Genomic DNA, 21,802 nt, shown 5'->3' on the forward strand with positions numbered 1-21,802 from the left:
GCCCCTATTCTAGCGCGCCACGGATGCGGTTAAGGCCGAAAAAGCACATTTGCATCATACAAACCAATTGTTATAATTCGAGCCCTAACTGCATTTTTGCATGATACAAATGCCGGAAAGCAGTTTCGCCAAAGCACTAATTCCACGATCGTTTTCAAACGAGAAAAGAGACCGTATCTTCAGCATGACAACGCATACGACCACACAGAACAGGCACAAACAGAACGAGCAGGACGAGCAGCACGGGCAGGACAAGCTCTTCTCCCCCGCGTTCATCATCAGCTGGCTGATTAACTTCAGCATGTACCTGGTGTTCTACCTTTCAATCACGGTCATGGCGCTCTACGCCGTCCAGCGCTTCTCCGCCTCCGATGCCGCCGGTGGCTTCGCCGCCAGTTCTTTCGTGGTCGGCGCCACCATCGCTCGTCTCTTTTCCGGCTACTTGGTGGACACCTTCGGTGGTCGCAGAATCATGCTTGGCTCGCTCGCTGTCATCGTGGCAGCCTGTGCCGCCTACCTGTGGGCCGCATCCCTGCCGATCCTGATTGCAATCCGCATCATCCACGGCCTGACCTACGCATTCGCTTCCACCGCCGTGATGGCCGCCGCCCAAACCGCTATTCCGGCTTCGCGGCGCGCAGAGGGAACTGGCTACATTTCGCTCGGCACCACCCTGGCCACAGCGATTGGCCCAGCTCTCGGCCTTGCCCTTATTGGTTCGGTCGGCTACGGCGTCCTCTTTGCCACAGCCCTCGGCCTGTCCATTGTCGGACTGGTGCTGGCACTCTTTCTGCCACAACACAACGAGCCCACCACTGCGGCAACCAAGGACGAGGCCACCGAAGACTCGTCGGCAAGCGAGACGAAGCGCACATTTTCCTTCGATGACATCATGACGCCGAGAGTGGTGCCGATTGGCCTGTTCATGCTGCTCATCGGCCTGGCGTATGCGGGCGTGATTACATTCCTGAACCGATACTCGCAGCTGAGCGGCCTGGCTAGAGGCGCCAGCTTCTTCTTCATCGCCTATGCGGTGGCGATGATGGTGGCACGTTTCTCACTGGGACGCCTACAAGATCGCCGCGGCGACAACCCCGTTATCGCCATCGGCCTGGTGTGCTTCACCATCTCACTGCTTGTTCTGGCTTTCGCAACCGCTGACTGGCACGTTATCGCCGCCGGTGCGCTCTGCGGCCTGGGCTACGGCACGCTGATGCCGGCCTGCCAGACCATCTCTGTGCACCTGGCGCCGGCGCACAAGTTGGGCACGGGCATCTCGACGCTGCTCTTGCTTGTCGACGCGGGCATCGGCCTCGGCCCAATCGTGCTTGGTTCGGTAGCCGCCACTATGGGCTTCGACAAGATGTACGCAGGCCTGGCGGTCGTGGTGGTTCTCGCGGCCGTCTTCTACTGGTTCGTGCATGGCCGCAAGCCTGTTGCGAGGCGCCATCGCGTGGATCTTTAGAACTAATTGGTGTGCAGTCACTTTTTACAGGTGAATATCGGACAAGGAACACCGATAGCAGTGATGTGTCGTGAGTCACCTATACTTTTTCACATGACTGAATCATCCACACCACAGAGCATGATTTCGATTGCCGGGGTGAATAAGCACTACGGCGATTACCACGCTTTGCGCGACATCAATCTGGAAATCCCAGCTGGTCAGGTCGTAGTTGTCCTCGGCCCCTCCGGCTCTGGTAAGTCCACACTGTGCCGAACCATCAACCGCCTCGAGACCATCGACAGCGGCGAGATCCGCATCAACGGCAAACTTCTCCCAGAAGAGGGTAAGGAACTCACCCGTCTGCGTGCTGAGGTCGGCATGGTCTTCCAGCAGTTCAACCTCTTCAGCCACATGACCATTCGCGACAATGTCACGTTGGCCCCACTGAAGGTCCGCAAAATCTCCAAAGCCGAGGCCCGCGAGCGTGCGGACAGGCTACTCGCCCGTGTCGGCATTGCGGAACAGGCTGACAAGTACCCGGCACAGCTCTCCGGCGGTCAGCAGCAGCGCGTCGCCATCGCACGCGCCCTGGCCATGGACCCGAAGGTCATGCTTTTCGACGAGCCCACCTCCGCGCTCGACCCGGAAATGATTAACGAGGTCCTCGATGTCATGACCGACCTGGCCAAGGGCGGCATGACCATGGTCTGTGTCACCCACGAGATGAGCTTCGCCCGCCGCGTGGCCGACCGCATCCTGTTCATGGCCGACGGTGCGATTGTCGAAGACACCGACCCGGAGACCTTCTTCACCAACCCGCAGAGCGATCGTGCCAAGGACTTCTTGGCCAAGATCGTCGGACACTAGGCGGGGCTGGTCACCATGAAGCTTTCACTATTACGAGGAGGCCGGGGACGCAGTCGCAACCAGGGCCGCCGAGGTGTCGTCGGCAAGCGAGTTGCGGCGGCTGTCGTAGCTGTTGCCACGACAATGAGCCTCGCGGCCTGCGGTAGCGGCGGACCCCGAAACCTGCTGGCCGATATCGAAGCCGGGCACGTGACGCTGGGTACGAAGTTTGACCAGCCGGGTCTCGGTGAGCGCACTCCGGACCGTGAGTTCGCGGGCGTCGACAACGATGTTTCCCGCTACGTCATTGAGTACATCGCCAACAAGAACGGTTGGGATGTGCCCGAGATGGAGTGGCGCGAGACCCCGTCCGCTCAGCGCGAGACGCTGATTAACAACGGCGAGGTCAACATGATCGCCGCCACCTACTCCATCAACGCTGGCCGCCTGGCTGCCGTCGACTTCGCCGGCCCGTACCTGGTCACGCACCAGGCACTGTTGGTGCGCGGTTCCGAGGGCATCCAGGGGCTTGACGACGTCGCCCCGGGCACTCGCCTGTGTTCTGTATCCGGCTCCACCCCAGCGCAGAAAGTCAAGGACGCTCTACCGGAGGTGCAGCTGCAGGAGTTCGATACCTACGCCGCGTGCGCGGAAGGTGTGAAGCAGGGTGTCGTCGATGCTCTGACCACCGATGCGACTATTCTCGCGGGCTTCGCCCAGCGCTACAAGGAGCGCTTCGGCGACGACTTCCGCGTGGTCGAGCTGCGCAACCCCGATGGTTCCTACTGGACCAATGAGTACTACGGCATCGGCCTGCCCAAGGGTGATGATGCCAGCCGTGAGGCCATCAATGAGGCGCTGGAGTCGCTGTACGACACCGGTGAGCTTCAGAAGATCCTGAAGAAGCATTTGGGCGACAAGTTCGAGCTCGACGACAAGCCGGCAATCGGCGATCTGTCGTTCGTAGAGAAGAAGTAGGAAGGGGTGCGAGCAAACAATGAATCCAGAACTATGGAGTGAAATGGGACCGGAACTGCTTCCGGCTTTCTGGGTGACCATCAAGCTGACGGTTGCCTCGGCAATTGGTTCCCTGATTTTTGGCACGCTTCTCACCGCTATGCGTGTGAGCCCCGTGGGAATCCTGCGTACCCTGTCGACCTGGTACATCAACATTGTCCGCAATACCCCGCTGACGTTGATTGTGCTGCTGGCCTCGATGGGTCTCTACTACAACTTGGGGCTGCTGCTGGCTGCGGAGAATGACTCCTTCATTGTCAAGCAGAACTTCCGTCTCGCGGTGTTGGCCTTCGTTGCCTACACCTCGTGCTTCGTTGCGGAGTCCCTGCGCGCCGGTATTAATACTGTGCCGTTCGGGCAGGCCGAAGCCGCCCGCTCCCTGGGGCTTAGCTTCGGCCAAAGCTTCCGCTACATCATCTTCCCGCAGGCGTTCCGTGGCGCTATCGTGCCGCTCGGCAACACCCTGATCGCGCTGACCAAGAACACCACGATTGCCTCGGTAATCGGTGTGGCTGAAGCGTCGCTGCTGATGAAGACCATGACCGAAAACTACGCCAGCGATATCCTGATTATCTTCGGCATCATCGCTGTCGGCTTTATTATTCTGACTCTGCCGACCGGCCTGTTCTTCGGCTGGGCTGGCAAGCGATGGGCGGTGAAGCGCTAATGGCTACTCGCGCAACAGTTCTTTACGACGCGCCGGGCCCCAAGGCTCAGCGCTTCAACCGAACCCTCACCTGGATCGTGGCTGCAATCACCGTTGCGATCCTCGCCGGGGTCGGAATGAAACTGGCCGACAAGGGCCAGTTCGAGGCGAATAAGTGGTCGTTCTTCCTCGAATCCACCACTTGGACCACGTACATTCTGCCCGGCTTGGTCAGCACCATTATCGCGGCTGTGGTCTCTATTGTGTTGGCACTGGTTATTGGCGCTCTCCTGGGCGTCGGCAGGCTGAGCCCGGTCGCACCGGTGCGCTGGCTGTGCTCGGTGATTGTCGAGTTCTTCCGCGCCATTCCGGTGCTGGTGCTCATGCTGTTTGCCTACTCGGTGTTCGCGCTTTGGCAGCTGTTTCCGTCGAACTACCTCGGCTTTGCCGCCGTTGTGTTTGGCCTGACCATGTACAACGGCTCCGTCATTGGCGAGACACTGCGTTCCGGCATCGAGTCGCTGCCGAAGGGCCAGCGTGAGGCTGCGATTGCGCTGGGTCTCTCCCACCGCCAGACGATGGTCACTATTTTGCTGCCGCAGGCAGTCGCCGCCATGCTGCCGGCGATTATCTCGCAGATGGTCATTGCGCTGAAGGACTCCGCGCTGGGTTACATGATTGGCTACGTCGAGGTTGTCCGCTCTGGCCGCCAGCTTGGCGAGTACTACGGCGCCATGATTCCATCGCTGGTCGTCGTAGCAATCATTCTCATTGCCATCAACTTCGGCCTTGCCAACCTTGCTGAGCGCATCGAAAGCCAGCTCCGCGCCGGCCGCGCCCGCCGCAACATCATTGCGAAGGTCCCGCATCAGCCTGATGTCGGTGTCACCACCAAGGACCAGGCCAACGTGGATTGGCACGATGAGGACTACAAGGACCTCCGAGGCACCTACGAGTAAAGCTAATCACGGCTTAACGCCACACTTGCTTTACGACGAACACAGCGACGCCGCCCACGGAAACTGCTTATGGTTTCCGCCGGGCGGCGTTTTTGTTTGGCTACGGCCTTTGCCTTCGCTCCTATCGATGAGCTACTCACTGATGGCCACGCTACAGCGCAACGATAGGTGAATAGCGTGGCCACAAGTGCCGGGCACTACTGCGACCGTGCTCTACTACGACTCAGACTTCGTCCCCGACTCCTCTGGGCTCTCTGATTCCGACTTTTCGCCAGACTCAAACTCGCCTTCAACGACCACATCGGACTGAATAACCAGACGTCCCTCTTCATCGTGGGTGTACTCAAAGCGCGGCAGCTCATTGCCCTCTTCGTCGTAGCCCGGCGCGGGTGCGGCTTCGTGCTTCTCCAACTTCTCTGGAGTATCGGTCTTCTCCCACTGGCGGGTAACCGGCTTGCGCACTGCCATGTGGTCATCACTCATGCCTTTGACCAAGGAGTACATCATCACAAAGTGGAGGAAGAAGAACGGTACACCGATAACAATCACGGCAGACTGCAGCGCTTCCAGTGCGGTTTCACCAGAAATCAGCAGCAGAGAAGCTGCCACAGCACCAATCATGACGCCCCACAGCACGCGGTAGAAGGTCGGAGCCTTGTTTTCCTCACCGGTAGACATCATGTCCATCACCATCGAAGCGGAGTCAATGGAGGTGACGAAGAAGATCATAATCACAAAGAGCGCAAACACACTGACAAGGGTTGCCAGTGGGTACTGCTCCAGCAGGATAAATAGAGCCGGCGAGGGATCCCCTCCTTCGACGACTGGTTCCGTCAGAATGCCCGGCTGCTCATTTTCCAGTTCGAAGCCAGCGCGGCCGAAGATAGAGAACCACATGATTGACACGATTGTCGGCAGTGCAATCACACCGGCAATGAACTGACGCACAGTACGGCCGCGGGAAATACGGGCGACGAACATGCCCACAAATGGCGACCAGCAGATTGTCCAGGCCCAGTAGAAGACCGTCCAGGCGCCCTGTTTCCAATTCGGGTTGACGTCGTAGGAGTCAGTCCAGAACATGATGCGAGGCAGCGCATCCAAGTAGACACCTGTCGTATCGACGGTCTGGCGCAGCAGCGTCAATGTCGGGCCCATGAGCAGCACGAAGACCATCAATGCCATGGCGGCCCAAATGTTCGCATTGGACAACACCTTAATACCTTTGTCCAGACCGCGGGCCACGGAAATCGAGGCAATCACAATAATGATGGCAATCAGAATGAGCTGCACCATCGAGCTTTCCGGGGTACCGATTACACGTGCAGCACCGGAGTTAATCTGCAGCGCACCCATGCCCACCGATACCGCGATACCGACGACGGTACCGATGATGGCGACGGCGTCGATAAGCTTGCCCGGCCATGAGTAGATGCGGGTACCGAGCAGCGGCGCGAAGATGGAGGAGACGCGCGGCGGCAGGTGACGCTTGTAAATGAAGTACCCCAGCGCGAGCCCCGGCAGCGCCATGATGACCCACATGTGAATACCCAGGTGGTAGATGGTAAATGCCATCGCAGTGTTCTGAGCTTCGCGGCTCATCGGCTCTTGACCGAACGGCGGGTTGTAAGCGTGGTTGAGCGGTTCAGCCACGCCCCAGAACATCAGCATGGAGCCAGTACCACCGGCGAAGAGCATGCCGAACCACTCGGCGATGGTGTATTCGGGCTCTTCGTCATCATCGCCAAGCTGGATGCGTCCGTAGCGGGACACAAACAAGCCGATGAGGAAGATAAAGCTTGCCGAGACACCACCGATGAACAGCCAGCCCATGTTAGACGTAACCCAATCGGAAGCGGCCGAGTAGGCATCCCGAGCGGTATCCCCCAGCGCTATGGTCACTGCCACAAAGAGGACAATGAAACCCATCGCCGTCGTGAAGATCAACGGGTCGGTCGGCAGGTTCTTAAGAAAACCGCCCGACTTCTTTTCTTGCGTTTTTACTTGTGGCGTTTGTGTAGATCCCATTATCGGGGTCAGCGCCTTTCACTTCTAGATTGTTTGTCTCAGAAAAGACAGCTCGGAAGACACATTCCTCCCAAGTCGGTTATCTACGTTACAAAAGGAAGCCCAGTCATTCTCAATAACTAAGCCTTTGTTCTGTAATTGCGACTTTTTCCTTCGAGTTCACGCTGGTTTAACTGAACGTCAAAGTGGAAAACCTATCGTTCGACTCCATGCAGCTTTCCCGTCGCAGCGCTCTACGTTTAGGCGCATCCACCGCACTTGCCACTTCAGTCACGCTCGCTCATGCCTCTAGAGCTGCGGCTTCAGCTACACCGGGTTCGCCGTCACTGGCCTCCCCAGGGTTACTGCGTTCTCGGCCACAGCTCACCCACGGCGTTGCAAGTGGCGATATCCGCGGCGACGGCGCATTAATTTGGGCTCGCTCAGACCGCCCCGCCCACATGGTGGTTGAAACTGCTGCAACTGAGAGCTTCCAGAATGCCAAGGTATTCCGCAGTAACTCTCTGTTAACTCCAGACACTGACGGCACCGGACGTCTACGTGTCGTCGGTCTCGAACCGGGGCAGGAAATCTTCTATCGCGTCACGCTCGAAGAGGCAGATACTGGAATCTGCTCTGATCCCGTTATCGGCACCTTCCGTACTGCCCCAAACCGCGCATCCAACATCCGCCTGCACTGGTCCGGCGATGTCGCAGGTCAGGGTTGGGGAATTAACGACGAAATCGGTGGCTACACCGGCTTTTCCACCATGATGGAGCGCAATCCAGACCTATTCATTCACTCAGGCGACACCTGCTATGCCGACGGTCCGCTGGATGAATCCGTCACGCTTTCCGACGGCACTGTGTGGCGCAACCATGTCACTCCGGCCAAATCCAAGGTTGCTGAAACCCTCGAAGAGTATCGTGGCCAGTACTCCTACAACCTCATGGACAAGAACTACTTGGCCTTCAATGCGCAGGTTCCGCAGCTGGTTCAGTGGGATGACCACGAAACAGTCAACAACTGGTACCCCAACGAAGTCCTAGACGACGATCGCTATACCGAGCGCGATGTCAACACTCTGGCCAAGCGCGCCTACCAGGCCTTCCATGAGTGGCAGCCAATTGATCAGCAAATGGCTGTAGATGGGCGCGTCTACCGCAAGGTTTCCTACGGCCCGTTGCTAGACATATTCATTCTGGATATGCGCAGTTACAAGGGAGAAAACACTTCCAATAATCCGCGCTCGACAACCGAAGAACCAATCCTTGGCGAAAAGCAGACCAACTGGTTAATCGACTCCCTCAAGGACTCCCGCGCGACGTGGAAGATTGTTGCTAATGACCTACCGCTTGGAATCATCGTCCCCGACGGCGACGATGGTGACCAAGAAAGCGTATCCAATGGTGCCGCCGGTGCACCTGCAGGACGTGAACGTGAAATCGCCCGCCTGCTCAGCGCCATTAAAGATGTTTCAAATGTCGTCTGGCTCACCGCCGATGTGCACTACACCGCGGCTCACCACTACAGCCCAGAGCGCGCACAGTTCACCGACTTCGCACCCTTCTGGGAATTCGTCTCCGGTCCTCTCCACGCGGGCGCATTCGGCCCCAACGAAATGGATTCGACCTTCGGGCCGAAGGTGGAGTACGTCCACGCACCGGGTAAAGACAATGCCAACGCCGACCCCACACAGGACTTCCAGCACTTCGGCGAAGTCGATATCGACGGCGACTCACGCGAGATGACCGTCCGTCTGCTCACCACTCGTGGCACCGAGTTGTGGTCGACAACGCTGAAGCCGCAGGCGTAGGCACACTGTTCAACAGCGCGTGGCGGTAGCCACTAATTAGTGCGTTCCGCCACGCTTTACGACGGTCTCCTGCCCCGCAGCCTGCCAGGCCACAATGCCCCCGTCCAGATTGATGAGCTCCGGTATGGCGCCATCAGCCTCAATCTCGCTGGCCAACAGCTCAATTGCCTGTTGCGAGCGGGCACCCGAGTGGCAGTGAATCAGAACTCGTGGGTAGTTCGACTGGAGGTTCCGCTCAGCCCACGCTTCGCGAATCGCAGCCCACCCACGGCTGCGAATGTTGCCGAGTGGCACAAGCACAGATCCGGCAATGGCAGCCTCCGCGTGTTCTTCAGGCTCGCGTACATCGATGAGAGGCACACCCTCGGCAAGAAGCTCGTGCGCCGTGTTGGGGCCAATGCTGCGCATGCTCTGCGCCGGGGCCTCCTCATCCTCGGTCCACGAAGCTGCGCACACCTGCGCAATTTCGGTCAAGTCGGAAACGGGTTCGCGCTCCGGGTCGGCTGCAAAGGACAGTGTGCGGGTGGTTGCCTCCAGGGCGTCGATAAGCACGAGTTTGCCGACGGCGACCTTGCCGACACCAGTGAGCACCTTGATAGCTTCGACGACCATCATGGAGCCGATCTGTCCGACCATTGCGCCGAGGACACCGCCTGCGGCGCACGACGGCACGGAGCCGGGATCGGGGATGTCGGGGTAAAGATCGCGAAGCATGGGGCCGTGGCCAGGCCAGAAGACGGACAGTTGTCCTGCGAACTGCAGGATTGTGGCCCAGACCAGTGGCGTTCCGGTCAGCTCCGCGGCATCGGAGGACAGGTAGCGCGTGGCGAAGTTGTCCGCGCCGTCGAGCACTACATCGTGAGTGGCGAAGAGCTCCTCAGCATTGTCGACGCTTAACCTGCCGACGATTGCGGTCACCGATGCCTCGGAGTCAAGGCGCCGCACGGCATCCGCGGCAGATTCGGCCTTCGGGCGACCAATGTCGGACTCACGGTGAATGACCTGGCGCTGAAGATTGGACTCGTCGACCACGTCATCGTCAATGATGGTGATGCGCCCGACCCCTGCCCCGGCCAGGTATAACAGCGCAGGCGATCCCAAGCCACCAGCTCCGATGACGAGGACGCGGGAGGCTCGCAAAGTTCGCTGCCCCTCGGCACCAAAGCCCGGCAGTGTTAGGTGCCGCGCGTACCGGCGCAGGTCGCGGTCCGAAAGATTGACACCCTGCTCAGCCATTACAGAGAATCCTGCTCGCGTGCGCCGCTGACGCGCTCAGTGATGATTCCCTCAAACGACGAGCTCGCCTGGGCCAGTCGACGCCGTGGGATGCGACCCGACTCGCGAGCAGTCAGTCCTGCCTCAACGCCGAAGCGCATCGCTGTGGCCATGCCCACCGGATCATGTGCACGGGTCACTGCGGATGCCAACAGCACTGCATCGCAGCCAAGCTCCATCGCCTGAGCTGCCTCAGACGCGGTACCGATGCCCGCATCCAGGATGATGGGCACATTCGCGCGGTCCACAATCAGCTCGATGTTGTGTGGGTTAAGAATTCCCAGGCCAGTACCAATAGGCGAACCCGCCGGCATGACCGCCGCACAGCCCAAATCCTCCAGCCGCTTGGCCAGCGCCGGATCGTCGTTGGTGTAAGCGAAGACGACAAAGTCGTCAGCCACCAGCTGCTCCGCTGCCGCGACCAGCTCGACCGGGTCCGGCAGCAGCGTGTCCTCGTCGGCGATGACCTCGAGCTTCAGCAGGTTGGTTTCCAGCGCCTCGCGGGCCAACTGCGCAGTCAGCACCGCGTCACGAGCGGTATAGCACCCCGCAGTATTCGGCAGCGCCGCAATATTGTTGCGCTGCAAAATCTCAAAAACGTTCTGCTTCGTACCGGGCGTAAAGCGGCGCATCGCCACCGTAGTCAGCTCAGTGCCCGAAGCCACCAGCGCCCGCTCCAGCGTATCCATGCTGGTCGCACCGCCAGTTCCCATAATCAGACGGGAGTTCAACTCCAGTCCGCCAATGCGCAGCGGTTCACGTGTAACTTCGCTCGCCGTCCCGGTTTCATTTTCCTGCGCGGACATGTTTGCTTGTGCGGAATTCTCGGTCATCTCTAGCCTCCCTGAACTGCTGTCACGATGTCGATGGCGCCTGCCACGGGCGTGCTCGCCCACTTGGCTCGCGGGATTACCGCACCATCCACGGCTACCGCGATTCCCAGGCGGGTGCCGTCCGCGACAGTGCCGTCGTCGTTAAGCGCGTGCCCCGTGTGCTTAGCGACGAGGTCTGCGACCATCTCCCCCGCAGCCGGTGTGTAGCCTTCGCCATTGAGTGTTGTGGTGGACATAAGCGAGCCTCCTCTAATCGCTGAAGCGGAATGGATTGACGGCGGAAAGAAGCGCCGGGTCGTTGTCAGTTTCCCGACCTGCGACGACATCGGCCGTGAGCTTGGAGCCGATGGCCGTAAGCAGAATGCCGTGACGGAAGTAGCCGGTGGACACGGTCAGTCCTGGAGCCACGCGACCAATCATGGGGACATCGTCTGGGGAACCAGGCCGGGCGCGGGCGGTCATCTCGTAGATTTCGCAGTCGAGAATGCCGGGCACCAGGCGGTATGCGTCGCGGAGTAGCTGGTGGACTCCTTCGGCGGAGACGCCGGTCAGGTCATCTTCACGCGAGGTTGCGCCGAGCACGACGGTGCCGTCGGCACGCGGGACGATATAAACCGGACGCCCCTGAACCACACCGCGAATAGTGCGAGTGACCAGTGGCTGCAGGCGCTCCGGTACACGCAGACGCAGCACATCTCCATAGACCGGGCGCAGCGGCAGATTCAGATTCTCCGGCAGACCGGCCATATCGGCGGTGTTCAGCCCCGCAGCCAGAACGACCTCATCGGCGAGGTAGTCATTTCCGTCCGTGCCGCGCAGCCCAATGGCTTGGCGGGGGTCGGCATCGGAAGCGTAAATAACCTCTTCCGCGCGGGTGCGGATGACGCGGTCTCCCAGAATGGTCAGCAACGCTTCGGCGAGCAGACGCGGATTGACCTGGTGATCTCCCGGAATATCCACCGCACCAACACAGCCCGGCCCCAGTGCCGGTTCTGCCCGGCGCGCCTCGGTGGCGGTGATGCGGTTGATCTCCATGCCCATGTCATGCTGCAGCTCAACGAGCTCGCTGAGTGTCTGCCGGTCAGCGGCATCGCCCGCACAAACAAACGTGGAATTCTCGATATAGCCAACATCGTGGCCCGATTCCTCGGCGATGGCCTGGGCAAAGTCGCGGTAGAGCTTGCCCGATTCCACCATCAGCGGATACAGCGTCGGCTGATCCCACACGACTTCGGCAACCGGCGCCAGCATGCCAGCCGCGGCGAAGGTTGCGCCGGAAACGGGCTCGGCATCGAGGACGGTCACATCGAATCCCTGGCGGAGTAGTCTCCATGCCGTCGCCAAGCCGATAATGCCCGCGCCTGCGATAACAACGCTTGACGACGTATTCCCTGTGCCGCCCTCACTTGTCGAGGCGGCACCCATAGCGGCAGCATTCACTGCCATTCCTCCCTCCGGCGGCATAACCCGCATCAGGTAAAAGCGGTCGGCGTTACTCGCCCTCTCAGCCAGCGGCATCTCATCGATACCGAGTACGGCTCCCGCGGAACGTGGTACTCCCCCATCATATGACTTCGGACTCACCGCCACGACACCGCATCCCCAACCTCGCCTAACATGGGGACATGAACGCCTCATCAGCCGCCACTCGCACAACACGACGCGCCCTGCTTGCCGACGCCCGCCTGTACCTCTGCACCGACTCGCGCGCATCCCGCGGTGATCTGCGCGAATTCCTGCACGCCTGTTACGAAGGCGGCACTGACATCATCCAGCTGCGCGACAAGAAAGTCGACACCCGCGACGAGATTGCCGCTGTGGAGACCCTCGCCGAGGTCGCCGCTGAACACGGCAAGCTCTTCGCCGTCAATGACCGCGCCGACATTGCCGCACTGACCGGCGCAGACATCCTGCATGTGGGTCAGGAAGACCTCACCACCGAGCAGGCCCGCCAGATCGTTGGCCCCGAGGTTCTCATCGGCCGCTCCAACCGAAATCTGGACATGTTCGCCGCCTCGCTTGCCGACGATGGCATCGATTACGCGGTGATCGGTCCGGTGTATGCCACCCCGACAAAGCCCGACCGTCAGCCCGTCGGAGTCGAGATGGTCCGTGAAGCTGCGGCACTCGTGCGGAGGGCGCGTGCACAGGGTTCTGCGGAGTCCCACCAGGATTCCGTGGCCGATATTGTGCGCCCGCACGACCGCGGCGCAAGTGACCCGGTCAAGCCATGGTGGGCAATCGGCGGTATCAATGCCGAGACCGCCGGCGAAGTTATCGCCGCTGGCGCGGAGCGCATTGTGGTGGTTCGCGCACTGACCGAGGCGGAGAATCCGGAAGAGGCAGCGCGTGCTCTGCGCGCTGTGGTTTCACCAAGGAGCTAGGACCATGAGGATTCTTTCCCACAAGGACGAACTTCTCGCTCAGGCCAAAAGCAACAGTAATGGCCGTGCTGCGGAAATTGTTGTCCACGACGGTCCGCTGCGCCAGACTCTCATCGCGTTGACTGAAGGAACTGAGCTTTCCGCCCATAACTCGCCGCCCGCAGCCTCGATGCTTGTTCTTGTTGGCGAAGTTGAAATCACCGGTGCCGATGAAACCACGATTTCAGAGGGCAATCTCAAAGTGCTCACCCACGTCAAGCATGGCGTGAAAGCTCTAACAGATTCCGTGTTTTTGCTGACCACGGTCACAGGCGTCGACGGAATCGACAGCCACGGCGACAAGTAGCAATCAGCGCCTACTCCCCGGCGAATGTCTCCAACTGCCGAATGGCGCCCGAGACAATCAATAGGTCACCTGCGGTAATGCGGTCGTCGGCAAGCGCGGGGCGGAAGCGCTGACCGCGCTTTTGCACGGCGACAACCGTAATCGGTGCGCTCTGGTTAATCTCCGCCACGGTCTTATCCAGGCAATGGATCGGCGGCGCGACCTTACCGACTGCGTAGTCGCGATCGAACTCCAGGAAGTCCTGGACCTTGCCGCCGATTAGGTGCGCAATACGACGGCCAGTGTCGGCCTCCGGGCGAATGACATGGTGCACACCGATCTGGCCCAGAATCTTGGCGTGAGCCTGGTTATCAGCTTTCGCCCAAATCAGCGGTACATCCATGTCCACCAGCGCGGACGCGGTCAGTAACGACGCTTCGATATCACTGCCGATTGCAATGACCACGCGTTCGGCTTCATCGACACCGAGCTGCTTCAGTACTTCCGGCATGGTGGTGTCGGCGGTAACCACGTGGTCGAAGGTCGAGGACAGCTCCTGGACCACCTTTTCGCGGTGGTCTACGCAGAGAACCTCGATACCGCCAGCGACCAGCTCCTCGCCGAGCGCCTGTCCGAAACGCCCCATGCCGAGAATGACAACAGGAGAAGAGCTGACTTGGTTGGCGAAGTGCTCTGCAAAACCAGCAAACGGGTTGAATTTCGAGTTAGCCAATGAAGGGCCTTTCTTCCGGATATTCGTAGATGCGCTGGCGTGGGCGGGCGGCCAAGGCCGTCGCCAAGGCGATCGGGCCAACACGTCCGGTGAACATCAGCACGATGAAGATTGCCTGTGCTGCCACCGGCAGATTAGCGGTTATGCCTGTGGATAGGCCTACCGTGGCGAAGGCGCTGACTACTTCAAAAAGGATTTGATCAGTAGAAAACTGTGGCGCTAGGAAACTGACGGCGATCACTGCCAGAAAAACCTGGCCAATACCGAATGCAAGAACGACGAGGGCCTGACGCAGCACCTTTGGATTGAGGCGCCGCCGAGCCACGGACACGGAGGTGTCACCGCGAATCTCCGCGAGAACGGCGGCGAGAATGACTGCCGACGTCGTGATTTTCACGCCACCTGCAGTACCACCGGTGCCGCCGCCAATGAACATGAGGAAGTCAGTGCCCAGCAGTGTCGATGGGTGGAAGTCCGCGTAATCGAGCGCGTTGAACCCCGCGGTACGCGGGCTCACACTAGCGAAGAATGAGTTGAGTATCTTCTCCCCTGTAGTGAATCCAGACATGGCATTGGACCGCTCACCAAATGCCACCATGATTGTGCCCAAAGCAATCAGCAGGATGGTGCCTTTGATAGTGAAGCGAGTAGTCAGAGACCAGCGTTTAGGCAACTGCCCTCGCGTGCGGACACTAAGCCACGCTTTCAGGTGTCGCCAGGCCTCGAGCAGAACAGAAAAACCCAGACCACCAACGATAAGAGAGAAGGCCAACGGCAAAAGTATCCAGGCATCACTGCGGAACCCAATGACGTTGTCCGTATACAGAGCAAAACCGGCATTGTTGAAGCTTGAGATGGCATGGAACAAGCCCTCCCACGCAGCTCTCCCCCAGCCGTACCCATAACCTAGGTGGAACCGCAGCATAAGTGCCACTGCCACAACAAACTCCACCAACAGCGTGAAGCTAACGGCAGCACGGACAACCCATGAGATCTCGCCCATGTCCATACCGCGGCCTTCGACGCGGGCACCAGCACGGCGGTTAAGGCCGAGTCTTCCCGCAACGAAGAGGCCAAAAAGTGAAGCCAAGGTCATGAACCCAAGGCCACCCAGCTGAATCAACAGCATGATGACAACCTTGCCGAAGGTTGACCAATGGGTAGCCGTATCTACAGTGATCAGTCCGGTCAGGCTTGTTGCCGAGGTGGCTGTGAACAGAGCATCAGATAGCGCGGTGGGCAGGCACATATCCCCAGGGCTCGGGGCACAATGCCCCGTGGGATGGCTATTGGCCGCCGAGATCGGCAGCATTAACAAAACCGTGCCAACGGTTATGAGGGCGACATAACACCACACCACCAACGTCGTGGGACGAACTCCCCGACGTGATTTAGTGGTCTGCCGCGACAGCGTAATCACCATCGGAACGTTAGTCCTCGTGGCCAGCGATGTCGAGGGGAATGCTGATATTCCGCCTCTGCATATGCCCGACCTAGAGGGGAACTGCCCTACACCCCAGGCACAGTTGCGATATCCCGTACACATTTCGTGCCCCATCCCCGCCCCCACACCCCACCCCGCTTTGGCTACTACGGAAACCTTGAGTTATGGTCAGATTCATGATGACACCCCTGATGAACACACCCGCGCCGTGCGGCGCACAGTGGTGGTGGCTCGCCTAAGTCCGCGAGCAACGTCACGTCATCTCATTAATGTCGACGGCAAACCCGTCAAGTACGAGCTCGCAAGAAGATAAATCTGGCGGGCTCTTTTCTTTTATCGGTTCGGCGAAGAGAACCAGGGCCCGCTGAAATAAACAACAGCAACGAAAGGCTCTCTTCAATGACTGATTACAACCCCAGCGCGGATGCCATCGCCAAGGCTGCAGCACCGACTGCAACCAGGGTGCCGTCGGCAAGCGTTAACGGCGCGGGCGAGGTGCGCGAAACCCTCTTGCCTGCATTTTTCGGTCGCTTCGGTGGACAGGAAGTGCCGGAGTTCCTGCTGCCAGCACTCGATGAGCTGGAAGCGGCTTACATCGAGGCGATGAGCGATCCGGAGTTCCAGCACGAGCTGGAAGAACTGCGTCGCGATTTCCTCGGCCGCGCAACCCCGCTGTTCGAATGCCGACGTCTATCCACGCCGAACACGACGATTGTGCTCAAGCGCGAGGACTTGAACCACGGCGGCGCGCACAAGGGCAACAACGTGGTCGGCCAGGCGCTGCTGGCAAAGCGCATGGGAAAAACCCGTCTCATTGCTGAGACGGGCGCAGGCCAGCACGGCACGGCCACCGCGATGGCCGCAGCGCTGCTGGGACTTGAGTGCGAGATTTACATGGGCGCGCACGATGTCGCCCGCCAGCACCCCAATGTCGAGCGCATGGAGCTCATGGGCGCGAAGGTCGTTCCCGTCACCACCGGCGAGGCCGGTTTGAAGGATGCTATTGACGAGGCACTGGTCGAGTGGAGCAAGACTCTCGACTCCACTTTCTACCTGCTGGGCACAGCCGCCGGACCGCACCCATTCCCCACTATCGTGCGTGAATTCCAGCAGGTCATCTCGGAGGAGTCACGCAGTCAGATGGCCGAGCGTTACGGCAAGCTTCCCGACGCTGTCATCGCAGCCGTCGGTGGCGGCTCCAACGCCATCGGCGCATTTGCTAACTACATCGACGACTCCGATGTCGCCCTCATTGGCGTCGAACCCGCAGGTGAGGGTCTCGACACCGACCGTCACGGCGCGCCCATCAATGCGGGCAAGACTGGTGTCCTTCACGGCATGCGCTCATTTGTCATGCTTTCCGACGACGGCGAGGTGTTGCCATCGCACTCCATCTCGGCGGGCTTGGATTACCCGTCTGTTGGCCCGGAGCACGGCATGCTGAAGGAGAATGGCCGCGCCAGCTATGTCGGAATTACCGACGAGGAGGCGCTGGAAGCGTTCCAGCTGCTCAGCCGCATGGAGGGCATTATTCCGGCGATGGAATCCTCGCATGCGCTGGCGCAGGCCATTAAGATTGCGCGACTCCGTGAAACCGACCCTGCCGCTGTTAGCGAGCTCGGGCTGCCGGTTCACGAAGGCGATGAGCCTTTGCTGTTGCTCGTGAACCTGTCGGGTCGCGGTGATAAGGATATGGAGCAGGTCCGGGAGTTCCTGAACCAGTAGGAATAACCAGTAGGGATTGCTTCCCCACTAGCTGCCTAGCAGGAATCGGACCAAAGCTAATTCTTGTTAGGCAGCACGGCGATCGTCGGCGGCGATGCCCTGCTTCGGGTTCGCCTCCACGATGGCTTCGGCAAGCAGCGATGCCAGCGCATCCTGCTTGGATTCCTTGCCGTCCTGGAAAATCGGGGACACAGTATCCATAATCTCGTTGAATGCGTTCATCAGAGGTCACCTCTCTTAAGATCTCTTTGATCTTTATTGTTGGACTTCTCCAACCGATTCTTTGCGATTCCGCAGTTGAAACGTCGTTTCATCGAATCGTTTGGAACTTATGACTTGCAACCGTAGACGACAACACAAGACCTGGCAAGCGCTAAACTTTATTTTTAGTTAACCTTTTGTTAACTTTTGGACGCTTTTTAGCTCAGGCACTGAGCCACAAACAGCGCCCCTCGACGCCGCCCCATACCTCGCTTTACTGCCGTTGATAACGGCTTCAAAAATCACGCTTTTACACAACCAAAAACAGGGCGCGGAAGTCTCTTTTGGTCAGACATAAACTATCCCCACTAAAAGCGCTTGCAGCCAACATTGAATGTGGGTTACACACCGCGCTCAATCGTCACCCCACGCAGGGATAGCCGCCAGTTCCTCAGAGGTCAACCCCATCGACAATTAAAGAAAAAGGGGCCCCTGCCAGCGGAAATAGACCACCGACAGAGCTGCCGGCTGTCAAAGATGCTGCCGCGAAGGCCACCCCACCCCACTATCGACCCAACCCCAGCCTCACTTGATGTGACCGCAGCCACAGAACCCTCAATCTGAGGCAGTTTTTCCGCCTTTACAGCAAACCGGCGATCAAGAAAACAGAGCCCCAACGGCCCCTTCCAGGAATGCCCCCAACATCGGCTCTACCAGCGACCGTCGGTAGAGGGTTTAAAGCAGCGATTCGCCCGTCGAGCACCCTATCTCGCCCGACTGAAAAACACCCCTAAAAGGGTGAGGTAAATCACACCGCGAGCGCCACTAAAAGCCGTTTTAACGACGATCAGTGAACACCCCAATACGCCGAACAGCCTCTTCCATCTCGGACGTCTCACCGGCGAAGCAGAGGCGAACCCACTGATGGCCGTTCTCTGTGTCGAAGTCGATTCCAGGGGCAACGGCCACGCCCGTTGCGGCCAACAGTTCCCGAGCCCAAGTCATGGAGTCGACGGAGTTCGGGTCGTCGTAAAGCCCTGCGATATTGGCGTAGATATAGAAACCGCCGTCGGGTGGGGCGATATTACCGAGACCGACGCGGGGCAGCCCCTCGAGCAAAACGTCGCGGTTGCGTGCGTAACGCGTCACGTGCGAATTGAGCTCGGCAATGGACTCGGGGCTGAACGCTTCCACCGCCGCTGCCTGCGAAATTGCCGGTGGACAGACAGTGAGGTTGGCTTCGAGGCGATCAAGCGGCGCACGCAGCCACTTGGGAACGATTAGCCAGCCAACGCGCCAGCCGGTCATCGAGAAGTACTTACTGACACTGCCGACCACGACCGCCGCGTCGGAGAACTCGCGTGCAGACGCACACTGTCGGCCATAAGTAATGCCGTGATAAATCTCGTCGGAAATGAGCAGGCAATCGTGCTGCTCACACCACTTCGCAATGGCACGCAGCTCGTCGGCATCGATAATGGTGCCAGTGGGGTTGTCCGGGCTGGTGACAATCACGGCCTTGGGCACGCGCGGAAGTGCCTCCAGGTGTTGGGCGGTGAGTTGGAAACGAGTCTCAGGACCACAGTCAATCTCGACAATGTTGGCGCCGAGCGCCTGCAGCGTATTGCGGTATGCGGGATAGCCCGGGCGCGCGAGCACGATGTCGTCGCCAACATCGAGGGCTGCGAGGAAGAGCGCTACGAAACCGCCGGAAGAACCGGTAGTGATGACAACATCAGCGGCTTCCGTGGCCGTGCCGTAGTTTTCACGATGCCAGGCGGCGATGGTTGCACGCAGCTCAGGCGTGCCGACGGCCGCTGTGTAGCCCAGAACCTGATTTTCTAAATCAGCACGCGCACGGGCAATCGCGGCAGCCGGGGCCGCGGTCGCGGGCTGTCCCACGCAGAGGAATAGAGCGTCACCGTGAGTGCGCTGACGCTCCTGTGCGAGCGCGAGAACATCCATCACATGGAAGGGTGCGACCTCACAACGGCGGGATGCTAGGTCGCGCTGGGGCTGGGATGCCTGCGGTGACTGCGAGGAGTTTAACGGCTGCGGTGACTGCGACGACTTTGGCGACTGCGGAGATTCGGCGTGCATACCTTCATCTTTGCAGCCGCCGAGGCCACCCGGGAAATCCAGTTCATCCCGGGTGGGTGCACCAGTGAGGCATCCGAGTGCAGCCGGACCACCTCAAGCATTATTTAGATGGAAATACGGCCCTCAACTGCAGGTAGTGCAATGTCGGTGCGGTAGTGCGAGCCCTCGAGCTTAATGGTCTTGATGGTCTCGTACGCCTTGTCGCGGGCCTCTTCCAGCGTGTCACCAACGCCGATGACGTTGAGCACACGGCCACCAGCGGAGACCAGCTCACCCGCAGCATTGCGGGCAGTACCTGCGTGGAGAATGCCATCTGCCTCACGGCCAGGCTCTGCACCTTCAATGACATCACCCGTGCGCGTCGACACCGGGTAGCCTTCAGCGGCCAGCACAACAGTCAGAGCGTAACCATCACGCCAAGACAGCGGACCGAAGTCCGCCAATGTTCCGGTAGCAGCGGCGTTGAGCAGCTGCGCCACCGGGGACTCCAGCAGCGCCAGCACGGCCTGGGTCTCCGGGTCACCGAAACGGCAGTTGAACTCAATGACAGCCGGGCCGTCCTCGCCCCAGGCCAGACCTGCGTACAGCAGACCCTGGAACGGGCAACCGCGAGCGGCCATCTCACGAGCGACCGGCTCGCAGACCTCGGTGACAATGCGCTCAGTTGCGCCTTCCGGCAGCCAGGACAGCGGGCTGTAAGCACCCATGCCACCGGTGTTCGGCCCCTCGTCGTTATTACCGACGCGCTTGTGGTCCTGAGCCGGCAACAGCGGGACGACGATTTCGCCGTCGACCAGGCAGAACAGGGAAACTTCCGGGCCGTCCAGGAAGGACTCCAGCAGCACCGGGTTACCGGCGGCCAGAACAGCCTTTGCGTGTTCGAGAGCTTCAGCGCGGTCCTTAGTGACCACGACTCCCTTGCCAGCAGCCAGACCGTCATCCTTCACGACCCAGTTCGGGCCAAAGCGGTCAATGGCGGCCTCGATGTCTTCGTCGGAGGCCTCCGGCTGGATGGCCTCTGCCGAGGCGGTCTTTACCCCAGCTGCCTTCATGACGTCCTTAGCGAAAGCCTTGGACCCCTCAATCCGAGCTGCGTCAGCGTTCGGTCCGAAGACTGCGAAACCAGCGTCGCGCAGCGCGTCTGCCACACCCGCGACCAGCGGAACCTCAGGGCCAATAACAACCAAATCGGCCCCAATTTCCTTGGCCAGCGCAACAGCGCCAGCGGGGTCATCCACGACCAGTGGATGCATGGTTGCAATTTCACTCATACCCGCATTACCAGGGGCTACGTGAAGATCAGTAGCCTGCGGGTCCTTACTCATTGCGTACAACAGGGCGTGCTCACGGGCACCGGAGCCAATTACGAGGATGCGCATAGCAATCATCTTACTAATCAGCCCGGATAACTCTCATCGCACCCAACCCCTCAATCCGCTATTCGGGTTACCCTTGGCACATGAGCACAGTATTTACCAAAATCATCAACGGTGAACTCCCCGGTCGTTTTGTCTACCGCGATGACAAGGTCGTCGCATTTTTGACCATCGAGCCAATTGCGCCTGGTCATACGCTGGTCGTCCCTGTTGAAGAGGTGGACAAGTGGACGGACGCCTCGCCTGAGCTATGGGCCCACCTCAATGAGGTTGCCCAGAAGGTTGGTCAGGCTGTTGTCTCCGCTTTTGACGCTCCGCGTGCTGGCTACCTCATCGCCGGCTTCGAGGTTCCGCACACGCACATTCATATCTTCCCTGCCCACGATATGTCCGGGTACAACCTACAGTCGGTAGATCGCAATCCTTCCGCAGAGTCCATGGATGAGGCCGCCGCCAAGCTACGGAAGGCCCTCGGGACTGACGAAGACGGAAAGTTGGTGCGCTAATCGCCGCTTCAAACGAGGATTTTCGGGAAGAACAACTTCCGGTAGTCCCTGCCCCTGAAGCGCAGGAACCGGAGGCGCAACAACCGGCTGCAGCTGAAGGATCAGCATCGCTCCCCTATGCCATCTTCCGTCCGCTGCGCGGTGTTTTCGAAGATAACTGG

General features: G+C 59.6%; 20 protein-coding genes and 1 riboswitch. Of the genes, 10 read left to right on the forward strand and 10 right to left on the reverse strand.

Going from position 1 to position 21,802, the window contains the following annotated elements:
• Positions 1-184 precede the first annotated feature (184 nt).
• The 5 genes from QP978_RS09085 to QP978_RS09105 all read left to right on the forward strand — a co-directional run bounded on the left by QP978_RS09085 (position 185) and on the right by QP978_RS09105 (position 4,915).
• Positions 185-1,465 (forward strand): MFS transporter, encoded by a 1,281-nt coding sequence (locus QP978_RS09085; RefSeq protein WP_049172163.1) that lies wholly within the window; start codon positions 185-187, stop codon positions 1,463-1,465.
• 120 nt (positions 1,466-1,585) lie between these two features.
• Positions 1,586-2,314 carry an amino acid ABC transporter ATP-binding protein gene (locus QP978_RS09090; RefSeq protein ID WP_049172162.1) on the forward strand — a complete coding sequence of 243 codons (729 nt, stop codon included), beginning with the start codon at positions 1,586-1,588 and terminating at the stop codon, positions 2,312-2,314.
• A gap of 15 nt (positions 2,315-2,329) precedes the next feature.
• Complete coding sequence (locus tag QP978_RS09095; protein WP_016421414.1) at positions 2,330-3,271, forward strand: glutamate ABC transporter substrate-binding protein; 942 nt, start codon at positions 2,330-2,332, stop codon at positions 3,269-3,271.
• 19 nt (positions 3,272-3,290) lie between these two features.
• Positions 3,291-3,977 (forward strand): amino acid ABC transporter permease, encoded by a 687-nt coding sequence (locus QP978_RS09100; RefSeq protein ID WP_070546871.1) that lies wholly within the window; start codon positions 3,291-3,293, stop codon positions 3,975-3,977.
• Positions 3,977-4,915 (forward strand): amino acid ABC transporter permease, encoded by a 939-nt coding sequence (locus tag QP978_RS09105; RefSeq protein WP_070438833.1) that lies wholly within the window; start codon positions 3,977-3,979, stop codon positions 4,913-4,915. Before QP978_RS09100 ends, QP978_RS09105 begins: the two co-directional genes overlap by 1 nt.
• Before the next feature lie 216 nt (positions 4,916-5,131).
• On the opposite strand, the gene QP978_RS09110 is transcribed toward QP978_RS09105, so the two are convergent.
• Entirely contained in the window at positions 5,132-6,943 is a 1,812-nt protein-coding gene (locus tag QP978_RS09110) for a BCCT family transporter (protein ID WP_049189683.1), read from the reverse strand.
• A gap of 209 nt (positions 6,944-7,152) precedes the next feature.
• Between QP978_RS09110 and QP978_RS09115 the strand changes: the two genes are divergently transcribed.
• The gene (locus tag QP978_RS09115; protein WP_016421418.1) at positions 7,153-8,739 is read left to right on the forward strand and encodes an alkaline phosphatase D family protein; all 1,587 of its coding nucleotides are present in this window, start codon (positions 7,153-7,155) and stop codon (positions 8,737-8,739) included.
• Positions 8,740-8,775: 36 nt separating this feature from the next.
• Here the strand turns inward: QP978_RS09115 and QP978_RS09120 are convergent, their stop codons facing one another.
• From QP978_RS09120 to thiO, 4 genes are all read right to left on the reverse strand, one after another.
• Positions 8,776-9,975, reverse strand: coding sequence for a ThiF family adenylyltransferase (locus QP978_RS09120; protein ID WP_284857094.1), 1,200 nt, complete (start codon positions 9,973-9,975; stop codon positions 8,776-8,778).
• Positions 9,975-10,820 carry a thiazole synthase gene (locus QP978_RS09125; protein WP_069359135.1) on the reverse strand — a complete coding sequence of 282 codons (846 nt, stop codon included), beginning with the start codon at positions 10,818-10,820 and terminating at the stop codon, positions 9,975-9,977. The genes QP978_RS09120 and QP978_RS09125 overlap by 1 nt, the downstream gene beginning before the upstream one ends.
• Before the next feature lie 29 nt (positions 10,821-10,849).
• Positions 10,850-11,083 carry a sulfur carrier protein ThiS gene (gene thiS / locus QP978_RS09130; RefSeq protein ID WP_069359124.1) on the reverse strand — a complete coding sequence of 78 codons (234 nt, stop codon included), beginning with the start codon at positions 11,081-11,083 and terminating at the stop codon, positions 10,850-10,852.
• A gap of 13 nt (positions 11,084-11,096) precedes the next feature.
• Entirely contained in the window at positions 11,097-12,293 is a 1,197-nt protein-coding gene (gene thiO / locus QP978_RS09135; RefSeq protein ID WP_425394741.1) for a glycine oxidase ThiO, read from the reverse strand.
• Positions 12,280-12,402, reverse strand: a riboswitch (TPP riboswitch). It overlaps the preceding gene by 14 nt.
• 70 nt (positions 12,403-12,472) lie before the next feature.
• On the opposite strand from thiO, the gene QP978_RS09140 reads away from it, so the two are divergent.
• Both QP978_RS09140 and QP978_RS09145 read left to right on the forward strand, forming a co-directional pair.
• Positions 12,473-13,231, forward strand: a complete 759-nt coding sequence (locus tag QP978_RS09140) for a thiamine phosphate synthase (RefSeq protein WP_284857095.1) — start codon at positions 12,473-12,475, stop codon at positions 13,229-13,231.
• Between the two features lie 4 nt (positions 13,232-13,235).
• Positions 13,236-13,577 (forward strand): cupin domain-containing protein, encoded by a 342-nt coding sequence (locus QP978_RS09145; protein ID WP_070603954.1) that lies wholly within the window; start codon positions 13,236-13,238, stop codon positions 13,575-13,577.
• A gap of 10 nt (positions 13,578-13,587) precedes the next feature.
• On the opposite strand, the gene QP978_RS09150 is transcribed toward QP978_RS09145, so the two are convergent.
• Positions 13,588-14,289 carry a potassium channel family protein gene (locus tag QP978_RS09150; RefSeq protein WP_284857096.1) on the reverse strand — a complete coding sequence of 234 codons (702 nt, stop codon included), beginning with the start codon at positions 14,287-14,289 and terminating at the stop codon, positions 13,588-13,590.
• On the reverse strand, positions 14,282-15,712 hold the full coding sequence (locus tag QP978_RS09155; protein WP_284857097.1) for a TrkH family potassium uptake protein: 1,431 nt from the start codon (positions 15,710-15,712) through the stop codon (positions 14,282-14,284). The genes QP978_RS09150 and QP978_RS09155 overlap by 8 nt, the downstream gene beginning before the upstream one ends.
• 420 nt (positions 15,713-16,132) lie before the next feature.
• Here QP978_RS09155 and trpB point away from each other — a divergent pair, with 420 nt between their 5' ends.
• Positions 16,133-17,458, forward strand: coding sequence for a tryptophan synthase subunit beta (trpB, locus tag QP978_RS09160; RefSeq protein ID WP_065421660.1), 1,326 nt, complete (start codon positions 16,133-16,135; stop codon positions 17,456-17,458).
• 66 nt (positions 17,459-17,524) lie between these two features.
• Here the strand turns inward: trpB and QP978_RS09165 are convergent, their stop codons facing one another.
• The 3 genes from QP978_RS09165 to purD all read right to left on the reverse strand — a co-directional run bounded on the left by QP978_RS09165 (position 17,525) and on the right by purD (position 21,138).
• The gene (locus QP978_RS09165; RefSeq protein WP_162837147.1) at positions 17,525-17,680 is read right to left on the reverse strand and encodes a hypothetical protein; all 156 of its coding nucleotides are present in this window, start codon (positions 17,678-17,680) and stop codon (positions 17,525-17,527) included.
• 816 nt (positions 17,681-18,496) lie between these two features.
• Positions 18,497-19,624 (reverse strand): aminotransferase class I/II-fold pyridoxal phosphate-dependent enzyme, encoded by a 1,128-nt coding sequence (locus QP978_RS09170; RefSeq protein WP_049172167.1) that lies wholly within the window; start codon positions 19,622-19,624, stop codon positions 18,497-18,499.
• 239 nt (positions 19,625-19,863) lie between these two features.
• Positions 19,864-21,138, reverse strand: a complete 1,275-nt coding sequence (gene purD / locus QP978_RS09175) for a phosphoribosylamine--glycine ligase (protein ID WP_049172166.1) — start codon at positions 21,136-21,138, stop codon at positions 19,864-19,866.
• Positions 21,139-21,218: 80 nt separating this feature from the next.
• Between purD and QP978_RS09180 the strand changes: the two genes are divergently transcribed.
• The gene (locus QP978_RS09180; RefSeq protein WP_049172147.1) at positions 21,219-21,641 is read left to right on the forward strand and encodes an HIT family protein; all 423 of its coding nucleotides are present in this window, start codon (positions 21,219-21,221) and stop codon (positions 21,639-21,641) included.
• The last annotated feature ends 161 nt before the right edge of the window (positions 21,642-21,802 follow it).

It is taken from the genome of Corynebacterium sp. MSK035, from assembly GCF_030232615.1.
Lineage (GTDB): Bacteria > Actinomycetota > Actinomycetes > Mycobacteriales > Mycobacteriaceae > Corynebacterium > Corynebacterium jeikeium_D.